At 32.3% G+C, this 22,511-nt stretch carries 21 protein-coding genes; 10 read left to right on the top strand and 11 right to left on the bottom strand.

Annotated features, from left to right (window positions below):
- The 3 genes from H277_RS0103865 to H277_RS0103855 are packed head-to-tail and all read left to right on the top strand — an operon-like array spanning nucleotide 1 to nucleotide 2,517.
- Nucleotides 1-639, top strand: coding sequence for a NeuD/PglB/VioB family sugar acetyltransferase (locus tag H277_RS0103865; protein WP_019974266.1), 639 nt, complete (start codon nucleotides 1-3; stop codon nucleotides 637-639).
- Complete coding sequence (locus tag H277_RS18565) at nucleotides 632-1,495, top strand: glycosyltransferase (protein WP_019974265.1); 864 nt, start codon at nucleotides 632-634, stop codon at nucleotides 1,493-1,495. The genes H277_RS0103865 and H277_RS18565 overlap by 8 nt, the downstream gene beginning before the upstream one ends.
- A complete protein-coding gene (locus H277_RS0103855; protein WP_019974264.1) occupies nucleotides 1,489-2,517 on the top strand; it encodes a glycosyltransferase family 2 protein in 1,029 nt (342 codons plus the stop codon). Before H277_RS18565 ends, H277_RS0103855 begins: the two co-directional genes overlap by 7 nt.
- A gap of 61 nt (nucleotides 2,518-2,578) precedes the next feature.
- On the opposite strand, the gene H277_RS0103850 is transcribed toward H277_RS0103855, so the two are convergent.
- From H277_RS0103850 to nusB, 6 genes are all read right to left on the bottom strand, one after another.
- Complete coding sequence (locus H277_RS0103850; protein ID WP_019974263.1) at nucleotides 2,579-3,274, bottom strand: response regulator transcription factor; 696 nt, start codon at nucleotides 3,272-3,274, stop codon at nucleotides 2,579-2,581.
- Between the two features lie 4 nt (nucleotides 3,275-3,278).
- Nucleotides 3,279-4,832: a sensor histidine kinase gene (locus tag H277_RS0103845; protein WP_019974262.1), complete on the bottom strand. Its 1,554-nt coding sequence runs from the start codon at nucleotides 4,830-4,832 to the stop codon at nucleotides 3,279-3,281.
- Between the two features lie 82 nt (nucleotides 4,833-4,914).
- Entirely contained in the window at nucleotides 4,915-5,517 is a 603-nt protein-coding gene (gene coaE / locus H277_RS0103840) for a dephospho-CoA kinase (RefSeq protein ID WP_019974261.1), read from the bottom strand.
- Between the two features lie 70 nt (nucleotides 5,518-5,587).
- Nucleotides 5,588-5,944 (bottom strand): preprotein translocase subunit YajC, encoded by a 357-nt coding sequence (yajC, locus tag H277_RS0103835; RefSeq protein WP_019974260.1) that lies wholly within the window; start codon nucleotides 5,942-5,944, stop codon nucleotides 5,588-5,590.
- 25 nt (nucleotides 5,945-5,969) lie between these two features.
- A complete protein-coding gene (locus H277_RS0103830) occupies nucleotides 5,970-6,461 on the bottom strand; it encodes a DUF1573 domain-containing protein (protein WP_019974259.1) in 492 nt (163 codons plus the stop codon).
- 44 nt (nucleotides 6,462-6,505) lie between these two features.
- Nucleotides 6,506-7,528, bottom strand: a complete 1,023-nt coding sequence (nusB, locus tag H277_RS0103825; protein WP_244874873.1) for a transcription antitermination factor NusB — start codon at nucleotides 7,526-7,528, stop codon at nucleotides 6,506-6,508.
- Here nusB and H277_RS0103820 point away from each other — a divergent pair.
- The gene (locus H277_RS0103820; protein WP_019974257.1) at nucleotides 7,519-9,276 is read left to right on the top strand and encodes an ABC transporter ATP-binding protein; all 1,758 of its coding nucleotides are present in this window, start codon (nucleotides 7,519-7,521) and stop codon (nucleotides 9,274-9,276) included. The two genes, nusB and H277_RS0103820, sit on opposite strands and share 10 nt — an antisense overlap.
- A 116-nt stretch (nucleotides 9,277-9,392) precedes the next feature.
- Nucleotides 9,393-9,773 carry a PUR family DNA/RNA-binding protein gene (locus H277_RS0103815; RefSeq protein ID WP_019974256.1) on the top strand — a complete coding sequence of 127 codons (381 nt, stop codon included), beginning with the start codon at nucleotides 9,393-9,395 and terminating at the stop codon, nucleotides 9,771-9,773.
- 222 nt (nucleotides 9,774-9,995) lie between these two features.
- On the opposite strand, the gene sucC is transcribed toward H277_RS0103815, so the two are convergent.
- Nucleotides 9,996-11,189: an ADP-forming succinate--CoA ligase subunit beta gene (gene sucC, locus H277_RS0103810; protein ID WP_019974255.1), complete on the bottom strand. Its 1,194-nt coding sequence runs from the start codon at nucleotides 11,187-11,189 to the stop codon at nucleotides 9,996-9,998.
- Nucleotides 11,190-11,505: 316 nt separating this feature from the next.
- Between sucC and H277_RS0103805 the strand changes: the two genes are divergently transcribed.
- The 3 genes from H277_RS0103805 to H277_RS0103795 all read left to right on the top strand — a co-directional run bounded on the left by H277_RS0103805 (nucleotide 11,506) and on the right by H277_RS0103795 (nucleotide 14,283).
- Nucleotides 11,506-12,180 (top strand): ABC transporter ATP-binding protein, encoded by a 675-nt coding sequence (locus tag H277_RS0103805; RefSeq protein WP_019974254.1) that lies wholly within the window; start codon nucleotides 11,506-11,508, stop codon nucleotides 12,178-12,180.
- Nucleotides 12,181-12,251: 71 nt separating this feature from the next.
- Nucleotides 12,252-13,472, top strand: a complete 1,221-nt coding sequence (locus H277_RS19620) for a helix-turn-helix domain-containing protein (protein WP_019974253.1) — start codon at nucleotides 12,252-12,254, stop codon at nucleotides 13,470-13,472.
- 52 nt (nucleotides 13,473-13,524) lie between these two features.
- Nucleotides 13,525-14,283 (top strand): TIGR02757 family protein, encoded by a 759-nt coding sequence (locus H277_RS0103795; protein ID WP_019974252.1) that lies wholly within the window; start codon nucleotides 13,525-13,527, stop codon nucleotides 14,281-14,283.
- Between the two features lie 77 nt (nucleotides 14,284-14,360).
- Here H277_RS0103795 and H277_RS0103790 read toward each other — a convergent pair whose 3' ends face one another.
- The 3 genes from H277_RS0103790 to H277_RS0103780 form a co-directional block, all read right to left on the bottom strand.
- Complete coding sequence (locus tag H277_RS0103790; protein WP_026357396.1) at nucleotides 14,361-15,497, bottom strand: efflux RND transporter periplasmic adaptor subunit; 1,137 nt, start codon at nucleotides 15,495-15,497, stop codon at nucleotides 14,361-14,363.
- A 1-nt stretch (nucleotide 15,498) separates the two neighbouring features.
- On the bottom strand, nucleotides 15,499-19,827 hold the full coding sequence (locus H277_RS0103785) for a CusA/CzcA family heavy metal efflux RND transporter (protein WP_019974250.1): 4,329 nt from the start codon (nucleotides 19,825-19,827) through the stop codon (nucleotides 15,499-15,501).
- A 105-nt stretch (nucleotides 19,828-19,932) separates the two neighbouring features.
- Nucleotides 19,933-20,313, bottom strand: coding sequence for a hypothetical protein (locus H277_RS0103780; protein WP_146810510.1), 381 nt, complete (start codon nucleotides 20,311-20,313; stop codon nucleotides 19,933-19,935).
- A gap of 239 nt (nucleotides 20,314-20,552) precedes the next feature.
- Here H277_RS0103780 and H277_RS0103775 point away from each other — a divergent pair, with 239 nt between their 5' ends.
- Together H277_RS0103775 and H277_RS0103770 are read left to right on the top strand one after the other, a co-directional pair.
- Nucleotides 20,553-21,137: an NUMOD4 domain-containing protein gene (locus tag H277_RS0103775; protein WP_026357395.1), complete on the top strand. Its 585-nt coding sequence runs from the start codon at nucleotides 20,553-20,555 to the stop codon at nucleotides 21,135-21,137.
- A 115-nt stretch (nucleotides 21,138-21,252) separates the two neighbouring features.
- Nucleotides 21,253-21,903, top strand: a complete 651-nt coding sequence (locus H277_RS0103770) for an alpha/beta hydrolase (protein WP_019974247.1) — start codon at nucleotides 21,253-21,255, stop codon at nucleotides 21,901-21,903.
- Nucleotides 21,904-21,936: 33 nt separating this feature from the next.
- On the opposite strand, the gene H277_RS0103765 is transcribed toward H277_RS0103770, so the two are convergent.
- Nucleotides 21,937-22,452, bottom strand: coding sequence for a Smr/MutS family protein (locus H277_RS0103765; RefSeq protein ID WP_019974246.1), 516 nt, complete (start codon nucleotides 22,450-22,452; stop codon nucleotides 21,937-21,939).
- Between the last annotated feature and the right edge of the window lie 59 nt (nucleotides 22,453-22,511).

Raw genomic sequence — 22,511 nt, 5'->3', positions numbered from 1 at the left:
ATGTTAATAGTAGGAGCAAAAGGTTTTGCAAAAGAGGTATTAGAAATTTGCCATCAAAATAATGAGTTAGAAAATCTTGTCTTTTATGATGATGTCAATGAAGATATCGGAGACAAGTTATATGATCAATATCCAATATTAAACTCTTTAGATGCTGCTATGAGATATTTTGATGAAGTAGACAATAGATTTAATATCGGTATAGGAAACCCAAGGTTGCGTAAAAAGTTATTTGATAAATTTACTGAAATAGGAGGTGTATATACATCTTTGATTTCTACAAGTGCTGTAATTGGACATTATAAGGTAGAAATAAAAGAAGGAGCGAATATCTTAGATGGAGTCAAAATTTCCAATGACGTAAAAATAGGCCTAGGAACCATGATTTATTATGACGCTATTATTACACATGACTGTTGTATTGGTAATTTTGTTGAGATTTCTCCTTCTGTAAAAATTTTAGGAAGAGCAACTATAAAAGATGCTGTACACCTAGGAACGGGGTGTATAGTGTTTCCTGATATTACTATAGGAAAAGGTTCAGTAATTGGAGCAGGAGCAGTTGTAAATAAAAATATACCAGATAATTGTACAGCTGTAGGAGTACCAGCCCAAATAATAACTATTAAATATGATTAAAGTTAGCGTTTGCACAATTACTTATGGACATGAAAAATACATAGCTAAATGTATTGAAGGAGTGTTAATGCAAGAAGGTGATTTTGAATTAGAATTTATTATTTCTTTAGATAAATCTCCTGATAATACAAAACAAATAATAGAAGAATATATCACGACTCATCCAAAGGGCAATTGTATTAGATTTATAGACCGTCAGGAAAATATAGGAATAATTCCCAATTTTTACAATACAATAAATTCCTCAACTGGTGATTATATAGCAATTTGTGATGGAGATGATTTTTGGACAAATCCATTAAAACTGCAAAAACAAATTGAATTTTTAAAAAATAATGAAGATTATATATTAATTGGACATAATGTTGAAATTTTTGATGATAAAACTTCTGAAATTATAAATACAAGCTTTCCTTTTAAAGAAAAAAAAATAATTTCGAATGACTTTATTTTTCAAAAAAATTATATTCCAGCGCTTAGCATTATGTTTAAAAATATTCATAAACTACCTGATTGGATTTTAGAGTGCAAAATAGGAGATTATCCTCTTATCTTGCATTGTGCACAATATGGAAAAGTAGGTTTATTACATGATGTTATGGCGAGTTATAGAAGTAATTCGGGCTACCATAGTACAGTAACAAAAAAGAAACAAATGGACATGCAAATTTCCAGTTTAGAAATAGTCATCTCTAAATTGAATCTTACCAAAGTGCAGAAAGATTTATTAAACTATCAGTTATTACACATGAAAATCAATAATGTGTCATTCTTGAATTCTTTAAACTCCATCTTTAGTGCGAATATTAGTTATAGACTGAAATTAAAATCTTTGATGAATAAAATTCTATGCTAACGATACTTATAAAATCATTTAATCGGCCTTATTATTTAGATCGCTGTTTGCAATCAATTTATTCTCATGCGTTGGGCAATTTTGAGATAAAACTTCTAGATGACGGAACACCTGCTAACTATTTGAATAAAATAGAAACTAAATATCCGGATGTAAAAATCATAAAATCAGATCAATATCAGAATAAAATCAAAGCCATTGAAGATAATATCGATTCCGGTAAAAAGATTGATGGTTTTACAATTCCAACTGATTTATGGATCAATGAAGTAAAAATGTCTTCTGATTATGTTTTGGTGACAGAAGATGATGTGTGGTTTACACAGGCTATAGATTTTGATGAATTGGTAGAAGTTATGAAATCAACCGAAATCCCTTTGTTGAAATTAGGCTGGTTAGGGAATTATTCAGATGATAAAAATTTAGAAATAAGCAAGTTGAATTTTAATGTAATAAAAACTCAACCGATTAACTTATTTACTTCTAATAAGTTGGTAATGGATTGGTTGATGTACAATAAATTTAAATTCTTTACAATTCTATATAAGTTAGGTTGGGTTGATAATCAAACAAAACGAAAATATTGGGCGATTAATTCTATTTTAATGGGGTTATATCAAAAAGAATATTGGTTAGCGATTTGGAAAGATGCGAAAGGAAAAGTGGACGAAAAACAACAATTGAGAAATGCTGCTGTTTGGTATAATAAGAATAAGAAAGCAGTTTTTGCAAGAACAAATGAAGAAGTTCTTAAAACTACTTTTAAGTCTTCTGCAACGGGTTCGTACCATGAATATGGAGATCATTTTGATGTGAATCGAATGAATTATATTTTCAATGAAGCTTGGTTAAAAGGAGAGCTTAACGCTATGGAAAATTATCCGAAAGATTTTTCAGACAATTATATCAAAGCTTTTTTAGATAAAGAAAATCACCCGGATGCCCAATCTGTTGAATGGCAGAAATGGGCAGAAAAATTTAAACAACAATACAGAAATTTAGGAGCTGAAGTAGACAATTGATATAAAGTATAAAAAAACCTCAACATTAGTTGAGGTTTTTTTATTTAAAAGAATTATAATTTTATTCTTGAATCAACAGTCGGAATCCTTCTCCGTGAATGTTCACGATTTCTACTGCTGGGTCTTTCTTTAAATATTTACGTAATTTAGCGATGTAAACATCCATCGAGCGCGATGTAAAATAATTATCATCGTGCCAAATACGCGTTAATGCAATTTCACGAGGCATTAAATCGTTTTTATAAACAGCTAATAAACGTAGCAATTCGTTTTCTTTAGGTGAAAGTTTTTGTGACTTACCGTCGTAAATTAATTGTCTCAATTTCGCATTGAAAGTGAATTTTCCAATTTTGAAATCTTCTTGTTCAAATTTTTCTTCTTCTCCTGAATTACGTTGTAAAACAGCTTTTATTTTGTACAATAAAACTTCAGAATCAAATGGTTTTAAGACATAATCGTCCGCTCCAATTTTGTAACCGTTTAAAACATCCTCTCGCATGTTTTTTGCAGTTAAAAATATAATTGGTTGTTCGCTTTTTAATTCTTTGATCTCTTTTCCTAATGTAAAACCATCTTTTTTAGGCATCATCACATCCAGGATGCATAGATCATAATCACTTTCTTTAAACTTGGCAAGACCGTCTTCACCATCGATTGCGTGCGTTACGTCAAAATCGTTTATAACCAAATAATCCTTCAATACGCTTCCAAAGCTTGGATCATCTTCTACTAAAAGTAATCGTTGTTTATCACTCATTGATCTATGATTTTAGAGGAATTTTAATATAAAAAGTACTTCCTTTTCCCGGAGAACTTTCTGCCCATACTTGTCCGCCATGCAGCTGAACAATTTTTTTGACATAAGACAATCCAAGTCCATGACCTTTTACATTGTGTATATTTCCCGTTTCTTCTCTATAAAATTGTTCAAATATTTTTTTCAGTACATTTTGCGACATCCCCATTCCTTTATCAGAAATCTCAATTAAAAAATTGTTGTCTTTATTGTATGTTTTCACTCTAATCTCTGGCGTGTCCGGAGAATATTTTCGAGCATTATCCAACACATTAATAATCATATTCTCTAAATGGAACGGATCTCCGTTTACAAACGACTGTTCTGCGTTGTATTCTTCAAATATTGTACCATTTCTTTCTTCTACAATAAATCTTATCGGCTCAATACTTTTTTGTACCACACCATTTAAGTTTACTTCCTGAAAATTCATATCCATTTGATTACGTTCCAGCTTCGACATTCGCAATACCATCTCCACGTGAGCATTCATGCGTTTGTTCTCCTGCTTAATCAAATCAGCATAATATTTTACTTTTTCAGGATCTGTATATATTTTTTCGTTCCTCAATGCATCAGATGCAATGTTAATTGTTGCAATAGGTGTTTTGAATTCGTGTGTCATATTGTTGATGAAATCTGTCTTAATTTCCGAACTCTTACGTTGCAACTGCATGTAATAAATTGACAGAGAAAATACCGTAATGATAATCATGGTCAAGATAAATGTCAACGAAATAACTGGAACTGTCGGAGCGACAATTGCTAATTTCCTGTTGACAAAATTGGCAGCCAAATAATATTCGATATGGTCTTTTCTGTCAAGAAATAACGGAACCATAAATTCGATTTTATTTCGATCGAAATCTTTTGATTTTACATTTGTTTCTGTCGAATCTTTCTTCAACACGGCCAAAATTGGAATCGCTTGGTTAATACCTCTGTTTCGTAATTCAGTTTTTAGAATAGAATCCAGCATCTCATACGAAACACGTTTATCAATTGGTGTTGTTCCGGCATCCCAGCGCGCAGCACTTTCTAAGGTAAATGTTCCGTCTTGTAAGGAATGTTCAAAATTCAAATTCAGATTCGGAATTCCTCTTGCGGTAGAATCTTTATCAATTTTAAAGACACGCTCCTGCGAATAAATATTTGCTTTTGTTAAACTATCATTGTATTTACCGGAAGAAGGTAACATTGATTTTTCGACAACATAGCGTGTCACATAAGCATAGGTCACCCCAAGAGAATCTTTTATGACTTGGTTGGTCACAACTTGCGGCTTGTCTTTATTCGATTTTAAATCAGATTGAATATTATTGAATTTTTTATAATATAGCTCCAATTCATTTTTATTAATTTTTTCAGTCGTGTAATTCATCGCCTGGTATACGTTGTTATTAAAACTTTCCGTACCATTCTGAATCGTTAAATTGAGCCAGTAAAATTGAATAATAATCAATCCTATAAGCGCAACACTCATGATCACAATTAAGATTTTGTAAAATCCTTTTTTCATTTAATATTTTTATTGAATGATTAAAAATAGTTTAATCTTTTCTAAACTCTATTTTAGTTACAAGAGATCATAATGATGTTAGTTAAATCAACTTTTTAATTTTGATGAACGTTTGTTCAACTTCATTTTTCAGGTGAGTTAAATCTCCGTTATTATCAATGATAAAATCTGATTTAGCGATTCGTTCTTCATCCGAGATCTGATTATTGACACGGGCAAGAACTTCTTCTTTCGTTAATCCGTCCCTTTCTATAGTGCGTGAAATGCGTTTTTCAATATCGACTATCACACTTATCACAACATCACAATCTTTATAACTTCCGCTTTCTATTAAAATGGCAGCTTCTTTTATCACGATGTCAGATTTCTGCATTTTTTTCCAATCATCAAAATCCTTGAAAACAGCAGGATGGACAATACCGTTTAATAATTTTAGTTTTTCATTATCCTGAAAAACTTGTTTTGAAATAAATGGTTTATTTAAGCCGCTTTCATTGTAGGCTTCTTGCCCAAAAGCTTCAGTAATTTTAACTTTTACTTCAGGGTTTTCGTTCTGAATAATTTTTGCTCTTATGTCAGAATTATACACAGGAGCACCAAATTCCTCAAAGAATTTTGCTGCGGTGCTTTTTCCAGAGCCTATTCCGCCTGTGATTCCTACTACAAAAGGCTGGTTGTTTTTCATGGTTTGAAGTTAAAAAAATGCCGAAGAATAATTTCTTCGGCAATCAGTTAAATATATGTTAACCTTGGTATTAGTTTTTGTCTTCTACTGCTTTTTCCGGCTTTTCAGCTTTCTCAGTACTTTTTGCATAACGAGCAGCCGTTAATTCTCTAGAAATTGCTGCTTTTTCGAATCTGATTTTTCCTGCTCCGGTTTCAATAACGACAGAATCATCATTGATTTCATTAATTTTTCCATGAATACCAGAAGTAGTTACAACTTGATCTCCACGTTTGATATCAGTTTGAAATTGCTTTTCTTGTTTTGCTTTCTTTTGTTGAGGACGAATCATGAAGAAATACATAATCACGAACATACCTCCAAACATTAAAAGCATAGACATACCTCCGCCTTGTGCACCAGCTTGTAAAAAGATTGTTTGAATCATTTTTATATTTTAATTAATTTAATACTTATTGTCCAAACGCTTGTTGAGCATTTTGATCATTAGCAGTAGCTCCAACAACATTAGCAGAGATGTCAAATTTCTCGTGACCATTTGCTGTATTTGTGACTAAAGTTACTGTCTTTTGTTGTTTTCCGTTCATATTACCCGCTGTGTACACAACTTTGATAGAATCTGTAGCGCCTACTGCAATTGGTGTAGAAGGAAATTCCGGGACTGTACACCCACATGTTGCAGAAGCATCACGGATAACTAATGGAGATTTACCATCGTTTTTGAACTTGATATATGTTTCTACTTTATTATTAGCCTGTACGTCTCCAAAATCGTGGTTTGCTTCAGCTAATGTTAAAACTGGAGCTTTAGCCGGATCTACAACATTTTCAGCTTGTTGAGCTGTTTCTTCTGCTGTAAAGTTATCGCTGGCTTTTTTCTCTCCACAAGAGCTGATTGCAAATGATAATGCAAATGCACCTAAAATAAATAATTTACTTTTCATTTTTTTAATTATTTGTCCTAGTCAAATTTAAGAAAAATTAAACACTATAATAAACCTCTACCATATTTTGGTAAATTATTATTGTCTTTTAACTCTTTTAAGGTTTTATCTAAGATTCCGTTAACAAAAACACGCGATTTTTCTGTTGAATAGTTTTTTGCTAATTCGACATATTCATTAATGGTCACTTTTGCAGGAATATTCGGAAAGTATAGAAACTCTGTTAATGCCATTTCCAAAATAATCAAGTCAATAGTTGCAATACGATCTAATTCCCAGTTCTGCGCTTTTTCATCAACCATATTTTTGGTCTCGGCTTGGTGACGAATCGTTTTACGGAACAATTCTTCTGTAAACTTTTTGTCGTCCAGGTCTTTGTACACTTTGAATAAAGAAATCAAAGGTGAACTGTTTTGACGGAAAGATTTTATTGTGGTATGTACCATTGCGTTTGCAATATGAACATCATCTGCCCAAGTGATTTGAACCCCTTCCAAGTAATCGTGTAAATCTTCATACTCCGCAATCAATTCTACGAAAAAGTCTAAAATAAACTCTTTGTCTTCTTCGAAAGAATTTTTGCCGCTGCTCATGTACGTTTTATACAATTCGCTTTCTGTCAAATTTTTGTAAATATTGTTCGGGTAAGAATCATAAATGTCCCAAAGCAAAAATTTGTTGTCATTAGAATAACGAGACAATTCAAGATTTTCTTCTAGAATTTTGAATACTTTATTGTGAACAAATTTTAAATTTGGATTTAAATCTTCTTCGGTTGGAAAGTTTTTTGATTTTGCAAGTTCAATTTTATGCTCGGCAATGTCTTTTTGAACTTTAATTAAATTCAGGATATAAATGTACAAATCGTAGATTTGATCGATACTTTTCATCATATTTTTTTCGACCATTCTTTCCTCGCCATCCGTTCCTAAACTATTGTAAGCATAGATATTTTGCATTACTTTTTCGCGGAGTTGTCTTCTTCCCAACATAATTTCAATGATATAACGTCTAATAAATTGATGCAAAGGTAAAAAAAAGAATGTAATTTTGTTTTGTGAAATCATTACAAAAGTTAAATAAATTTTTATGGAAGTATAAATGGAGAATATTTTTAGGCTTCATTTTTACAATTTGTGCCAATTGGGTACAGGTTTTTTCCGTTACATATATTAGAGAAGCAATTAATACAGTTGAAGAACTGCTTCAGAATTTTAAAAAAGAAGGGAACGATAATCTTGAATTATTAAAACAAGGATTGATGTATGCCAGTTTAGCTTTTTTCTTTTTTAAAGTATTGGGAGGGGCCTTAACTGTAGGAACCCGACAAATGATTATTGTCGCTTCCCGCTACATTGAGTTTGATTTGAAAAACGTGATTTACGATAAATACCAAAAATTATCGTTGTCGTTTTACAAAAAACATAAAACGGGAGATTTAATGAATCGGATCACTGAAGACGTTGGGTTGGTACGGATGTATCTTGGTCCCGGAATTATGTACCCGGTCGATTTGGTTTCTCGTGTGGTGATAATTGCTTATTTCATGTTGCAGATAGACAAAGAATTAACCTTGTATACATTGGCTCCGTTGCCTGTCTTATCTGTATTGATTTATAACGTTGCGCGGAATATTAACAAGAAAAGTAAACGGGTTCAAGAGCAGCAATCGACCATTTCTTCTTCTGTACAGGATACTTTTGCCGGAATTCGTGTCATTAAATCATTTAATTCAGAAGAGTTTGTAAAATCTAAATATAAAGTAGAAGCAGATGAATATCAAAAACGAGCTCTGAATTTAGCCCAGATTCAAGCCGCTTTTGGACCATTGATGGTTGTTGTTGTTGGAGTAAGTAATTTGGTTATTTTATATTTAGGTGGAATTAAATACATCGAAGGAAAAATGGACATTGGTTCTATAGCACAGTTTTTCCTTTACTTAAATATGTTAATTTGGCCTTTTACATCTTTAGGATGGATTACTATGGTTGTACAGCGTGCTGAAGCATCAATGTTCCGTATCAACGAATTTTTGAATGCGGAAACGGATGTGAAAGAAAAACAATTGGTCAATCATAAGATTGAAGGATCGATAGAGTTTAAGAACGTTTCTTATGTTTACGAGAATACAGGTATAAAAGCGTTGGATAATGTTTCGTTCAAAATAAACAAAGGTGAAACTTTAGCTATTCTTGGGAAAACGGGGTCAGGTAAATCGACGATAGCTTTGTTAGTTGCCCGTTCTTTGGAACCAACTTCCGGAGAAATTTTAATTGATGGTAAAAATATTCATGAAATGAATGTAGAATCAATTCGAGATGAAATTGGGTATGTTCCGCAAGAAGCTTTTCTTTTTTCTGATAGCTTGACCAATAATATTTTATTTGGTTCTGATGATACAGAAGAAAAAACGGCAGAGATTTTTGCAAAAAAAGCAGTAGTTCATGATAATATTGATCGTTTCAAAGAACGTTATAATACGGTTGTAGGTGAAAGAGGAGTGACACTTTCCGGCGGTCAAAAACAACGTGTTTCTATTGCTCGTGCATTGGTGAATGATCCGAAAATCTTAATCTTTGACGATAGTTTATCTGCTGTAGATACAGAAACAGAGGAGCAAATTTTGAGTAATCTTTCCTCTGAGATAGAAGGGAAAACTACCATTATTATTACGCATCGTGTTTCTTCCGCAAAAGGAGCAGATCAGATTTTAGTGTTAGAAGATGGTCATGTTTTAGAGAATGGTTCAAACAACGAATTATTAAATAAGCACGGATATTATTACGAATTGTACAATAAACAACTGCTTGATTAAGAGCTTAATTATTAAATTAATAAAAAAATAGAAATTAATTGATTAAAATGTTGTTGTTTTCTTAATTTTTTTTAGATTTGTTAGGAAACATTTAACAATTAAACTCTATTAGACTTATGAATGATTTTGAAAACCAAGAAAAGGTAGATGCAGAAGGAGTCTTTTCTAAGGTATTAAGGGCTGGAAGAAGAACTTACTTTTTCGACGTTCGCGAAACAAGAGCAGGTGATTATTACTTGACGATTACGGAAAGTAAAAAAAATACACAAGATGATGGAAATGTGTATTACAAAAAGCATAAAATTTATTTGTATAAAGAAGATTTTGAAAGCTTCAAGGAAATGTTAGACGAAACAACAGATTTTGTTTTTGCACAAAAAGGACAAGAAGTTATTTCAGAAAGACATCAACGAGATTTTGATCCAAAAAGTAAAGTTATAAGTAAAGATGAAACGGAAGTGGAATCTTTTACGAATATCGATTTTGAAGATATATAAATCTTTTTAAAAACTCCGCTCAAGATTATGATTGAGCGGAGTTTTTATTTTTAAAGTAGTGTTGAAATTTCTAATTCGTTGAGTAAAGCAGATTCGAATAAAAAAATCAACATATGTATTGAATTTATTAAAAGATTAAATCAATTATAGTCAGATACTATATAAAAAAAACTCCCAAAAGATGACTTTTGGGAGCTTTTTATATTGTGATTAAACCAAATCTTAGCTTAATACTTCTTTTACTTTATTCGCTGCATCTTCTAATGTGATCACAGAATGAACTTCTAATCCAGAATCGTCAATCATTTTTTTCGCGATTTCGGCATTAGTTCCTTGTAGACGAACAATGATTGGAACATTGATTTCATCTCCCATGTTTTTATAAGCATCTAAGATACCTTGTGCAACACGGTCACCACGAACGATACCTCCGAAGATATTAATTAAGATTGCTTTTACATTTTTATCTTTTAAGATAATACGGAAACCTTTCTCCACACGTTCAGCATCAGCAGTACCACCAACGTCTAAGAAGTTAGCCGGGTTACCACCAGATAATTTAATGATGTCCATAGTTGCCATTGCTAAACCAGCTCCGTTAACCATACATCCAACATTACCATCTAATTTTACAAAGTTTAATCCAGCCTCGCCAGCCTCAACTTCTGTAGGATCTTCTTCTCTTGTATCACGTAAAGCAGCGATATCTGCATGACGGTATAAAGCATTATCATCAATAGAAACTTTAGCATCTACTGCAATAATTTGATCGTCAGATGTTTTAAGAACTGGGTTAATCTCGAACATAGAAGCATCAATTGCTACATATGCATTATATAAAGCAGTGATAAATTTTACTCCTTCTTTGAAAGCGTTTCCTGATAAACCTAAGTTAAAAGCAACTTTACGTGCTTGGAAACCTTGAATTCCTACAGTAGGATCAATCTCTTCTGTAAAGATTTTATCCGGTGTAGATTCTGCAACCTCCTCGATATCCATTCCACCTTCTGTAGAATACATAATCATGTTTTTACCAGTTGCACGATCTAACAAGACAGAAACATAATATTCTTCTGTTTGAGATTCTCCTGGGTAATAAACATCTTCAGCGATGAATACTTGGTGAACTTTTTTACCTTCAGCTGAGGTTTGAGGAGTTACCAATTGCATTCCGATAATTTCGTTTGCTTTCTCTTTAACTTCGTCCAAGTTTTTAGCAAGCTTAACACCTCCACCTTTTCCACGACCACCTGCGTGAACTTGTGCTTTTATAACGTGCCAACCTGTACCAGTTTGTTCAGTTAACGATTTAGCAGCTTCTACAGCTTCTTCTGGTGTAGTAGCAACGATACCGCGTTGTACTTTCACACCATATTTACTAAGAATTTCTTTTCCTTGATATTCGTGAAGATTCATTTTTTTTGATTTTTCAATTACAAAAATAAAAATATTGTTGATGTATTCTAAATTTTGCCATATTAATTTTATCAGCTTATGCTAAAAAAGTAAATAATATTGTTTATTTAGAGGTTACAAGATACGAATATTAATGATATAGAAAGTTAAAATGAATATTATATGAATTTTAAATCGTATTTCATACACTATTTTATAATAAGGGAAGTAATGAAACAAGGAGTGTAGAAGCTATTGAATGAAGTAAGCACGATTAAAGTTCAAAATCATTGAGGATATCAAAAAAAACTTAGAACTTAATTTATATCTTTACCTCATGATAAAAGCAGAAAATATTGTCAAGAAATTTGGTGAATTAGAAGTACTAAAAAATGTTTCTTTATCAATTGCTGAAAAAGAAATCGTTTCTATTGTTGGAGCTTCCGGAGCAGGAAAAACAACTTTACTTCAAATTTTAGGAACGCTCGAAAAAAGTTCTGAACCAAAAAAATATAATACATCTATTCAGATTGCGGGGCAAGATATTACGAAGTTAAATGATCGTGATTTATCGAGATTTCGTAACGAGAACATCGGATTTATTTTTCAGTTTCATCAATTATTACCGGAATTTAACGCCATTGAAAATATTTGTATTCCTGCATTTATCAAAAAAACAAAGAAAGCTGACGCTGAGAAACGAGCAAAAGAATTAATGTCCTATTTAGGACTTTCGCAACGGTTAACACATAAACCTAATCAACTTTCGGGAGGAGAACAGCAGCGTGTGGCAGTCGCTCGTGCATTAATTAATCAACCTAAAGTTGTTTTTGCCGATGAGCCTTCGGGAAATTTGGATTCTAAAAATGCGGAAGAATTACACGAATTGTTTTTTAATCTTCGCAATGAATTTGGACAAACATTTGTTATTGTCACACATAATGAAGAGTTGGCAGATATGACCGATCGAAAGCTCGCGATGGCTGATGGTTTATTTATTGATGCGATTTGATAACATTTGTGATCTAAACATTTTAAGTAAAAAAAATATATTAACACTTTATAAGAAATATTGTTTTTTTAATGTTTAAGAATTTCCTTTTTTTTGTTTTATTATTTACTACCCATTTTTTAACTGCTCAAAATATTGATCCACAAAAATTGAATGATGAAATCTCAATTTTAAACGATCAATTTAAATATGAAACTTCATTGCTGAGATTGGAGGAGGTTATTACACATAAAAACTCTACGCATTATGATATTTATAATGCTTACATACAAAGGTCTTTAACGTTTAAAAGATTGTATAATTATCCAGAAGTTGCACGTAATTTAGAATTAGCAAAGGAGCATTTAGAAGAGGTGCGTGATGATAAACTGAAAGAGATTGGTGAAGTGCGTTTGCTGGTTGAACAATTGTTTGTTTATTTTGATAATCAAAAATGGAATGATGTAGATAGGTTATTAAATGAAATTTCTACAAAAGACTTATCCCTATTAAATTCTGAAACAAAATTATTTTATTATAACGTTATAGCAATATTACAAATAAATAATAAAGATTTTTTAAATGCAGAAAAAACACTGAATCATTCTATTGAACTTGGTAAAAAAGATAACCCGAAACATGTAGCTGCAGTTTATATAAAGTTGATTGATTTAGCAGAGGAAATAAAAGATGTAGGAATGGCGGAAAAGGCATTCGAGAATGCTGTTTTTTATTCAAGAAAATATAAAATGTTGATTTATGAAAAGTTTGTTTATTATACAATGAGTCACTTTTATGCCAAGATAGGAGATTTTGAAAAAGCTTATTATCATCAGAAAACGGGTGTAGAACTTACTTATAAATATAATACAAATACCTTTAATGGAAAGTTAACCATTCTTGATAAAGATTTGCTTGATAAACGTAAAAATATTGAAATTGATTATGAGAAAAATATTCGATATTTACTTATCATTTGTTTGATAGCCGTATTAGCATTTCTTATTGTAGTTATAAAATTATACCATTCAAACAAAGAAAAAAACCGATTTATACAAAGAGAAAATTGTAGAATGCGAATGGAGTTGGAAAACTTTATGAAAGAATCTAATGAAAAGGGAGAAGAATTACTTTCTATAGAGGATTACGAGCTATCGGAAAGACAAATAGAGATTATTAAACTTGTAAAAGAAGGGAAAACAAATAAAGAAATAGGAAAACAACTTTTTATCTCAGAAAATACAGTGAAATACCACTTGAAAATTATTTATAAAGTTTTAGGTATAGAAAATAGACTGGGATTGAAATTCTAGTTTTTAATATACTAAAAATAGAACATCTCCTACTTCTTAGTATATTTGTTTAATGACAAATATGAAGGATTTCCTTGAAGAAAAAGTTCTTCAATATAATACATTAGATTTTATAGATTCGGATCCCGTACAGATTCCGCATCTTTTTTCATTGAAAGAAGATATTGAAATCGCAGGTTTTTTGGCCGCAACCATAGCATGGGGAAATCGAAAAATGATTATCAATAATGCAAATAAAATGATGCAGTTGATGGGGAATTCTCCCTATGATTATGTGATGAATTTCTCTGAAAATGATTTAGAAAATCTAAATGGTTTTGTACATCGAACTTTTAATAGTGATGATTTGAAATTTTTCATGCAATCACTTCGAAATATCTATCAAAATCACGGCGGTTTAGAAAATGTCTTTGCTCAATATCAAACCTCAGATTCAATGCAGGTTTCTATTTCAAATTTTAAACGCACTTTTTTTGAAATCGAACATTTAGACCGAACAAAAAAACATATTTCTGATCCGTTGAATAATTCTGCCGCAAAACGAATTAACATGTATTTGCGTTGGATGATTCGTGATGATAAACAAGGTGTCGATTTAGGGCTCTGGAAATCTATTCCAACTTCTGTTCTTTCATGTCCCTTGGATGTACATTCCGGAAATGTTGCCAGAAAATTAGGGATTTTGACCCGTAAACAAAATGATGCGAAAGCGTTAAAAGAATTAGATACAAAACTTCGGGAAATGGACGCTAACGATCCTGTTAAATATGACTTTGCCTTATTTGGATTGGGTGTTTTTGAAGGGTTTTAAATCTACTAGATTTTTTTAAAAAAAAGTATTCCACTTTAAGATGTAAAATTAAAGTGGAATATTATATTTAACTTAACTTATCCTTCTTCATCACTGTTTTTCATTGCAGTCAAAAGATGATAAGCTCCTTTTGCTACATAAACTTTTCCTGAGTTTTGAGGCGATTTGATTTCAATCATCTTATTTGCCGAACCACCTGTTGTAACAGGAATTAAACGAAATTGATTTTTGTTTTGTTTTTCAAAAATGTAATCCTTTCCTTCAAATTGAACAACGGCTTCTTCCGGTAAAACATTAGCAGTTAACGAATTTACGTGTAATTCGATATTGAAATACATATTCGCAGTTAATCGGGTTCCATTTGCATTTGTAATTTTTGCAAAAACATCTACTGTACCATCTTCGTTTACTTGATTGGAAATGGATGAGATCTGAGCATCTAATTTTTGATCCGGTTTCGCATTCGTATAGGCAGTGACTAATTGACCAATATGTATAGTGCTCAAATCTTTTTCAAATACTTTTACATTTAGCAGCGCACGATTCGGGTTAATAATTTCTAACATAGGATCAGCAGGAGAAACGTATTGTCCTGTATTTGTAAAAACCTGGCTTACCATTCCGCTAATTGGAGCATAAACATTGATTGTACGACGAATGTTATTTAAAGAAACTGTCGCAGGATTGATGTTCATTATTCGTAGTTTTTGTTCCAACGAGCTTTTCTTTACCATGAGAGATTGGCGGGTTGCTTTTGCTTGTTGCATGACTTTATCACTCGCGGCTTGCTCTGCATTCAACTCTTTTTGACGGACATAATCCGCATTAGCTTGTTCCAATAAAACTTTTGTCGTCAAATAATCTTCTTGCATCTGTATATATTGAGGATCTTCTAGCACAACCAAAATTTGACCTTTATTCACATAATTTCCTGGAATTAATGCAATTCGTTTTACATAACCTCCAAAAGCATTGGTAATGGAAATTGTATTTTCAGGTGTAACCGCTGTTTTTGCGTTTAAACGAATTGTTGTTGACAAATTGTGAGTTTGAAAAGAAGTTGTACTGATTTCAAAATTTTTTAGTTGAGCATCTGTTAGTTTTAAAATAGAAGAACTTGTGGTTGTTAGTATTTGTTCTTCCTGTTTTTGTTCTTCTTTGTTGCAGCTCATTAGAGTAAATGAAATACAAAGTATTAAGAGATATTTTTTCATGTTATTCTGTTGTATAATAGGTTATTGTAGCATATGCTTGTTCACGTAAATTTTTGGCTTCTAAAAACGATGTTTTGACTTCGATGATTTGATTGTTTAAAATAACCCAATCCAAAAAGTTGATTTCTCCCTCTAATAATTGACGATTAATCGTTTTTTGTAAATCATTAGAAGCCGGAATTTGAGTTTGTTCAAAATCATTGATAATTTCGTCGTATGTATTGATTTGATTTTTTAATACATCAAAATCTTGTTGCATTTTTGATTGTTGTAATGCATAAGATTGTCTCGCAAGATCAATTTTAACTTTCGAAGCTTCGATAGAAGAATTGACCCCTCTATTAAATAAAGGTAAACCAACGCCTATTTGAAAAGAATTGTAACGATTTTGATCCAAATCGGAAAAACTTTGATTTGAATAACCAACTGTTAAAACCGGAATTTTCTTTGATTTTTCAACTTCACTTTCTAAGGTGAAAGTCTGAATATTTTCTTCTGAGAATTCTAACAATGGATGAGAAGTTGAAATGTTTAAACCTGAAACCTCATTCCAATGAACTCTATTTTTAGTTGGATAAATTTTAACCGTAGAATTTGTTAAAAACTGAATTTTCCTCGAGGTATTTTCTAATTCAACTTCAATTAATTTTAGTTGACTTTGAATTGCTTTGAATTGGATAATTGCAGTCGAGATTTCACTACGATTGGACTCTCCTTTCTTTAAACGCAAATTTGCTTTTTGAAGAAATTCATGATAAATGGATTCATTCTCTTTCAATAAATCAAATTGCGCTTCTGTATTTTGCATATTGACATACAAATTTGCTAAACGTTGTTTGATTTCAACTTTTGTCAATTTTTCATTTGCTTTCGACGCATTAATCATTTGCTCGTTCAACTCTTTTTGACGCTTAAAAACGACAGGAAATTGAAAAGCTTGCGAAATGGTAAATTTGTTATCAAACTCACCGGAATTCACTTGTCCTAATTCAGCAGAAATATCCAAAGCAGAAAGAGAACGATTCATAAAAACATTCTTTTCATGATAAACTGTATTCAATTCAGCTTGTTTAATTTCAAGATTATTTGTTTCAGCTAATTTTAAAACCTCTTCAAAACTCAACCGTTCTTGTGCTTGGACAGAAGTCCCGATTAAAGTGAAGATGATAAGTACTAAAGCTGAAAGTGTTGTTTTCTTTTCTCGTTTCTTTTTAAAATGAATATGTTCAAACATAACGTATAAAATTGGTAAAACAAATAAAGTTAAGAAAGTGGCGCCCATTAAACCTCCAATTACAACGGTTGCTAATGGACGTTGGACTTCAGCTCCTGATCCGTTGCTGAGAGCCATTGGTAAGAAGCCCAAAGAGGCAACGGCAGCGGTCATTAAAACAGGACGAAGACGAGTGCGTGTTCCCATAATTACAATTCGAGTTGTATTTTTGATACCATGATCACGTAAACGGTTGTACTCTGAGATCAATACAATTCCGTTTAATACAGCGATTCCAAAAAGAGCAATAAATCCTACTCCGGCACTGATACTGAAAGGCATATCGCGAGCGGCTAAAAATAATATACCTCCAATTGATGAAAGTGGAATGGCGGTGTAAATCAATAAACTTTCTTTGATTGATTTGAAGGCAAAAAATAATAAAACGAAAATCAAAATTAATGCGACAGGCACTGCAATTCCTAAACGAGCTTTGGCATGATTCAGGTTTTCAAATGCTCCTCCATACGTTGTGTAATAGCCTATTGGAAGTTTTATTTGGGCATCAACTTTCTGTTGTAATTCTTGTACGACACTTTCTACATCTCGCCCTTTTACATTAAAACCGACTACAATACGACGCTTGGTGTCCTCACGTTGAATTTGATTAGGCGTATTTTTATAATCAACTTTAGCTAATTGACTCAATGGAATTTGAATTCCGGAAGCTGTAGGAATAAGAAGATTTCGAATATCTTCTATGTTGGCACGTTTTTCAGCGGTTAAACGCACAACTAAATCGAATCGTTTTTCACCTTCGAACACCATTCCTGTAGATTGTCCGGCAAAAGCCATATTGATAATGCGATTAGCTTCACCAATACTGAGTCCGTATTGAGCCAATAATGCACGATTAAATTCGATGACAACCTGTGGAATTCCATTGATCGGTTCAATATATAAATCCTGAGCACCTTTTACAGTCGTAATGATTTTACCTAATTTATCTGCATTAACGGCTAAACTATCTAGGTTTTCTCCAAATATTTTGACAACCACATCCTGTCTGGCTCCTGTCATTAATTCGTTGAAACGCATTTGAACAGGGAATTGAAAACCGGTGGAAAGACCGGGAATTTCTTCTAATGCCTTACTCATTTTATCCGATAATTCAGGAAATGTTTTGGCAGATGTCCATTCTTTTTTAGGTTTTAAAACGATAATCATATCACCGGCGTCCATAGGCATCGGTTCTGTTGGAATTTCCCCACTTCCAATTTTAGTGACGACCATTTCCACTTCGGGAAAACGTTCCTTCAAAATTTTAGCAGCTTTGGTTGTATATTCTATGGTTGTGGTGATATTGCTTCCAGGTAAGATACGTGCTTCTACAGCGAAATCACCTTCTTCCAAAGCAGGAATGAATTCTCCACCTAGACGTGACATGACAAAGACAGAAATAGCAAAAAGAAAAATGACAATAGCTAAAATTAGTTGACGAATTCTTAAGGTTTTGATTAAATATTTCTGATGAAAAACTTCAACTTTAGCCATTATCCGATCTGAAAAGTTAGGCTTAATTTTCTTCTGTTTACTTAAAAATAAACTGGTCATCATAGGAATATAAGTCAGCGATAGAATAAATGCCCCGATTAATGCAAACGCAACAGTTTGAGCCATTGGCTTGAACATTTTACCTTCTATTCCTTGTAATGTGAAAATAGGAAGATACACAATTAGAATAATAATTTGTCCGAATACAGCTGAGTTGACCATCTTCTTTGCTGAAGAACCAACTGTTTGATCCATTTCAGATTGAGATAATTTCAGATTTAAACCAAACTTTTTACTGTGTGCCAATTGATGCATTGCAGCTTCTACAATGATAACTGCTCCGTCTACAATAAGGCCAAAATCTAAAGCACCTAAACTCATTAAGTTTCCACCAACGCCAAAAACATTCATCATAATGATGGCAAATAGTAAAGATAAAGGAATGACAGAAGCAACAATGAAACCTGCGCGTAGATTTCCTAAAAAAAGGACGAGGATGAATACAACAATTAATGCGCCTTCAATTAAGTTTGTTTCAACCGTACGAATAGTGTTGTCCACCATTTTTTTTCGGTCTAAAAAAGGTTCAATTACGATACCTTCGGGTAATGTTTTTTTTATTTCTTCGATACGTTGTTGTACATTTTTAACCACTTCGTTGCTATTGGCTCCTTTTAGCATCATGACAATTGCACCGGAAACCTCACCGGAATCATTATAAGTCATTGCGCCGTATCGTGTAGCGAAACCGGTTTTAACTTCCGCAACGTCTTTTAGTAAAATAGGTGTGCCGCTTTGAGAACGTTTTACCAAGATGTTTTCAATGTCTTCAATTTTTCCAATTAAGCCTTCTGAACGAATGAATAATGAAGTAGGACCTTTTTCAATATATGCGCCTCCAGTATTTTGATTGTTTTCACTTAAAGCGTCAAACAAATCGTTAATCGTAAGATTAAAGGATTGGAGACGTTGAGGGTCTATGGCGATTTCATATTGTTTTAATTTTCCACCGAAACTACTTACATCTGCCACTCCGGGAACTCCCAGAAGCTGACGTCTTACAATCCAATCCTGAATTGTTCTTAATTCTGTTTCGTCATACTGGTCTTCATATCCTTCAGCAGGACGGACAACGTACTGATAAATTTCGCCTAAACCTGTTGAAATAGGTCCTAGTTGAGGTTCTCCAATCCCTTCCGGAATTTCGTTCTGAACTTGTAACAATCGTTCGCTTACTTGTTGACGTGCCCAATACACATCCGTTTCGTCATCAAAAACGATTGTAACCAGTGATAACCCGAAGCGGGAAAAGCTTCGGATTTCTGTAATTCCTCCAATATTGGAGTTGGCTTGTTCAATAGGAAAAGTAACCAAGCGTTCAATGTCTTCCGCGCTGAAAGAGGGAGCTACAGTGATAATTTGAACCTGATTCGAGGTGATATCAGGTTGTGCATCAATGGGTAATTTCGTTGCGTCGTAAATACCAAATATTAACAAAGCTAACGTAAACAAACCCACGATAAATTTATTCTTGATTGAAAAATCAATAATCTTATTTAACATCGTAAAATTGTATAAATTAGGAAATGAGCTAAATATGAATAAATAGCTGAAATTTTTGCAACATTGAGTTAGGTCAAGGTTGCATTAGAAAAATTAATTTTGATTTTACGCTTGTTTTGGCGGTTGCCAAATCGAATTTAAATAATGAGAGTATAAGAAATTTTCATCAAAAGATTTTATTGAAGTTGTAGAAATTTCTTTGTCTAAATGTAAGGCATGAAATAATTTGATAGGTGAGAAGAAGAAGTCAATGTGTACAAACTCCACTTTCATAAAAGGTAATTTCTGGTCGGTTTCCCAATCTGCATCTTTTTCATGACCACCATAATGATGAATTAAAAATGCTTCCATTTCATGAATAAAATCTCCACCACGATCATGTTCAATAAAATGAGAAATAAATATAGGCAACTTATACAACTGACAAAATTGAGTTGAAGTCGTTATGTACAAAAAGATCAGAATTTTTGTAGCCCATTGTTTCACATTGTAAAATTAGAATTTTATATCGAAAGCGAACGATTATAAATCTATATTTTTTATCATGTAAATTCAATTGTTCACTAAACAATTTATCCCTTTGATTGTTTGATTTTGGATGAAAAATGAATTTTAGATTTTTTTAACGATAAACTTGAATGAAAATCTTTACTTTAGTTAAAATCTTAATCTCACCTCTCGCCTCATTTAATTATTTTATTAAAAAAAAAAGAATAGAACATAACATGGTAAAGATACTTGTAGGAGAAGAATTTAAAGAAGTAGAATTGGAAAGTACTTTGAGAAATTACTATGCCATTTCAAATTTTGGACGTTTGGTGAGTTATCAGGAAGATATAGAAACAGATGGCCGGGTATTGAAAGGAAGTTACATTAATGGGTATAGAATTTTCCGTTATAGTTATAAAGATGAAGCCGGAAAAAAAAGATACGCTCAGCATTTGATTTATCATTTAGTGGCTGAAAAATTTCTTCCAAAACCATTAAAAGATCAAATCTATTTATTACATCTTGATTTTGTCAAAAACAATGATATCTGTACGAATCTAAAATGGGCAACAAAAGATGAATTCAGAGATCATTTTATGAATAGTCCATTGTATCATATGGGAGTAGAAAAATCGAAAAGAACACGTCAAAAAATGGATGGAAGCAAACTGACAACGACTGATGTGATTCGCATTAAAAAAATTCTTGCCAATCCTAATCGTAAAACGAGATTACGAATTATTGCCAAGCAATTTGGAATTAGTGAAATGCAATTGTACCGGATAAAATCGGGAGAAAACTGGGGACATATAAAAATCTAAAAAATAGAATTACAAATAAATTTGCAAGTTCGTAGTGAAGAAACGGTATTTAGTTCAACTGAATACCGTTTTTTTATTTACAAATTAGAATTAAATTCGCTAAAAATAAATAAAAATGAAAGAATTAAACGGAATAAAATACATCGAACGCTTACCTGTTGTTATGGCTGACAAAACACCACTTTTTGTTTTGATTCACGGTTACGGAAGCAATGAAGACGATTTGTTTTCGTTTGCACAGGATTTGCCACAAAATGCGCATATTGTAAGTGTGCGTGCGGTATATGATATTATGTATGGAGGATATGCATGGTACGATATCAATTTCGTGAATAACGAAAAATGGATGGATGAAGCACAAGCTGTACAATCTCGTAACAAACTAGTTGAGTTTATTGATGCCATCGTATCAAAAGAGAATTTAGATAGCGAGAATGTGACATTGATGGGATTTAGTCAAGGAGCTATTTTAAGTTATGCAATTGCATTAAATTATCCTGATAAAATTAAAAATGTAGCAATTTTAAGTGGCTATCCTGAACCTAAGATTATTGGAGATTTCGACCAAAAGAAAGATTTTTCAAATTTAAATTTCTTTGTTTCGCACGGAGTTGAAGATGTAGTATTACCAATAGAAATGGGACGGACAGGAGAAGAATTTTTAAATTCGCTGAACATTAAATCCGAATACCGTGAATACAGAAGCGGACACGGAATTGCTCCTCAAAATTATTATGATTTGATGGATTGGATTAAAAGATTTTAAAATCATCATTTGCCTATTATTCAGAAAAAAGAATTAAATAAATTTAACTTCTATGGCGTCTCCGTGATATTCTTTGAATGAGGCGTCATAGAATTCTATATTGGTATAACGATAAAGTAGTTCTGTAATTTCTTTTTTTAGAATTCCTTTTCCATACCCATGAATTAAAATCAAGCGGATTTGACTTTCAAACATAGCACGTTCTACTTCACTACGTGCGACATCCAATTGGGTTTGTATAATTTCGTTACTATCCAGCTCTCTCCAATTCTCTACTAAATTTTCAATGTGTAGATCAACCTCTCTCGTTACATATGGATGACGATGAGACTTGCGAAAAGTTTTGAATTTTGGCTTCGGAAATTCTTTGATTTCCTCGTCACGGTATTCTTCATAATCAATTTCGATGTCTTTGATGATTTCGTCTTGATAATATTCATATTCAAAACCAAATTCGTCGTTAAAGTAGACAAAATCACCTTTTATCTTGGTAATTGTTCCGGAAATGTTATCATCTATTACTTTAACTTTTGTTCCAATTTTGAACATTTTCTGATTTTTTCAGCAAAATTAAGAATTATTTCAAGAGTTTTTAGATTGTTGTATTA

The organism is Empedobacter brevis NBRC 14943 = ATCC 43319 (genome assembly GCF_000382425.1).
Taxonomy (GTDB): Bacteria; Bacteroidota; Bacteroidia; order Flavobacteriales; family Weeksellaceae; genus Empedobacter; species Empedobacter brevis.
The sequence above is the reverse complement of the archived record's forward strand: the minus strand, read 5'-3'. Positions and strand labels throughout refer to the sequence as shown.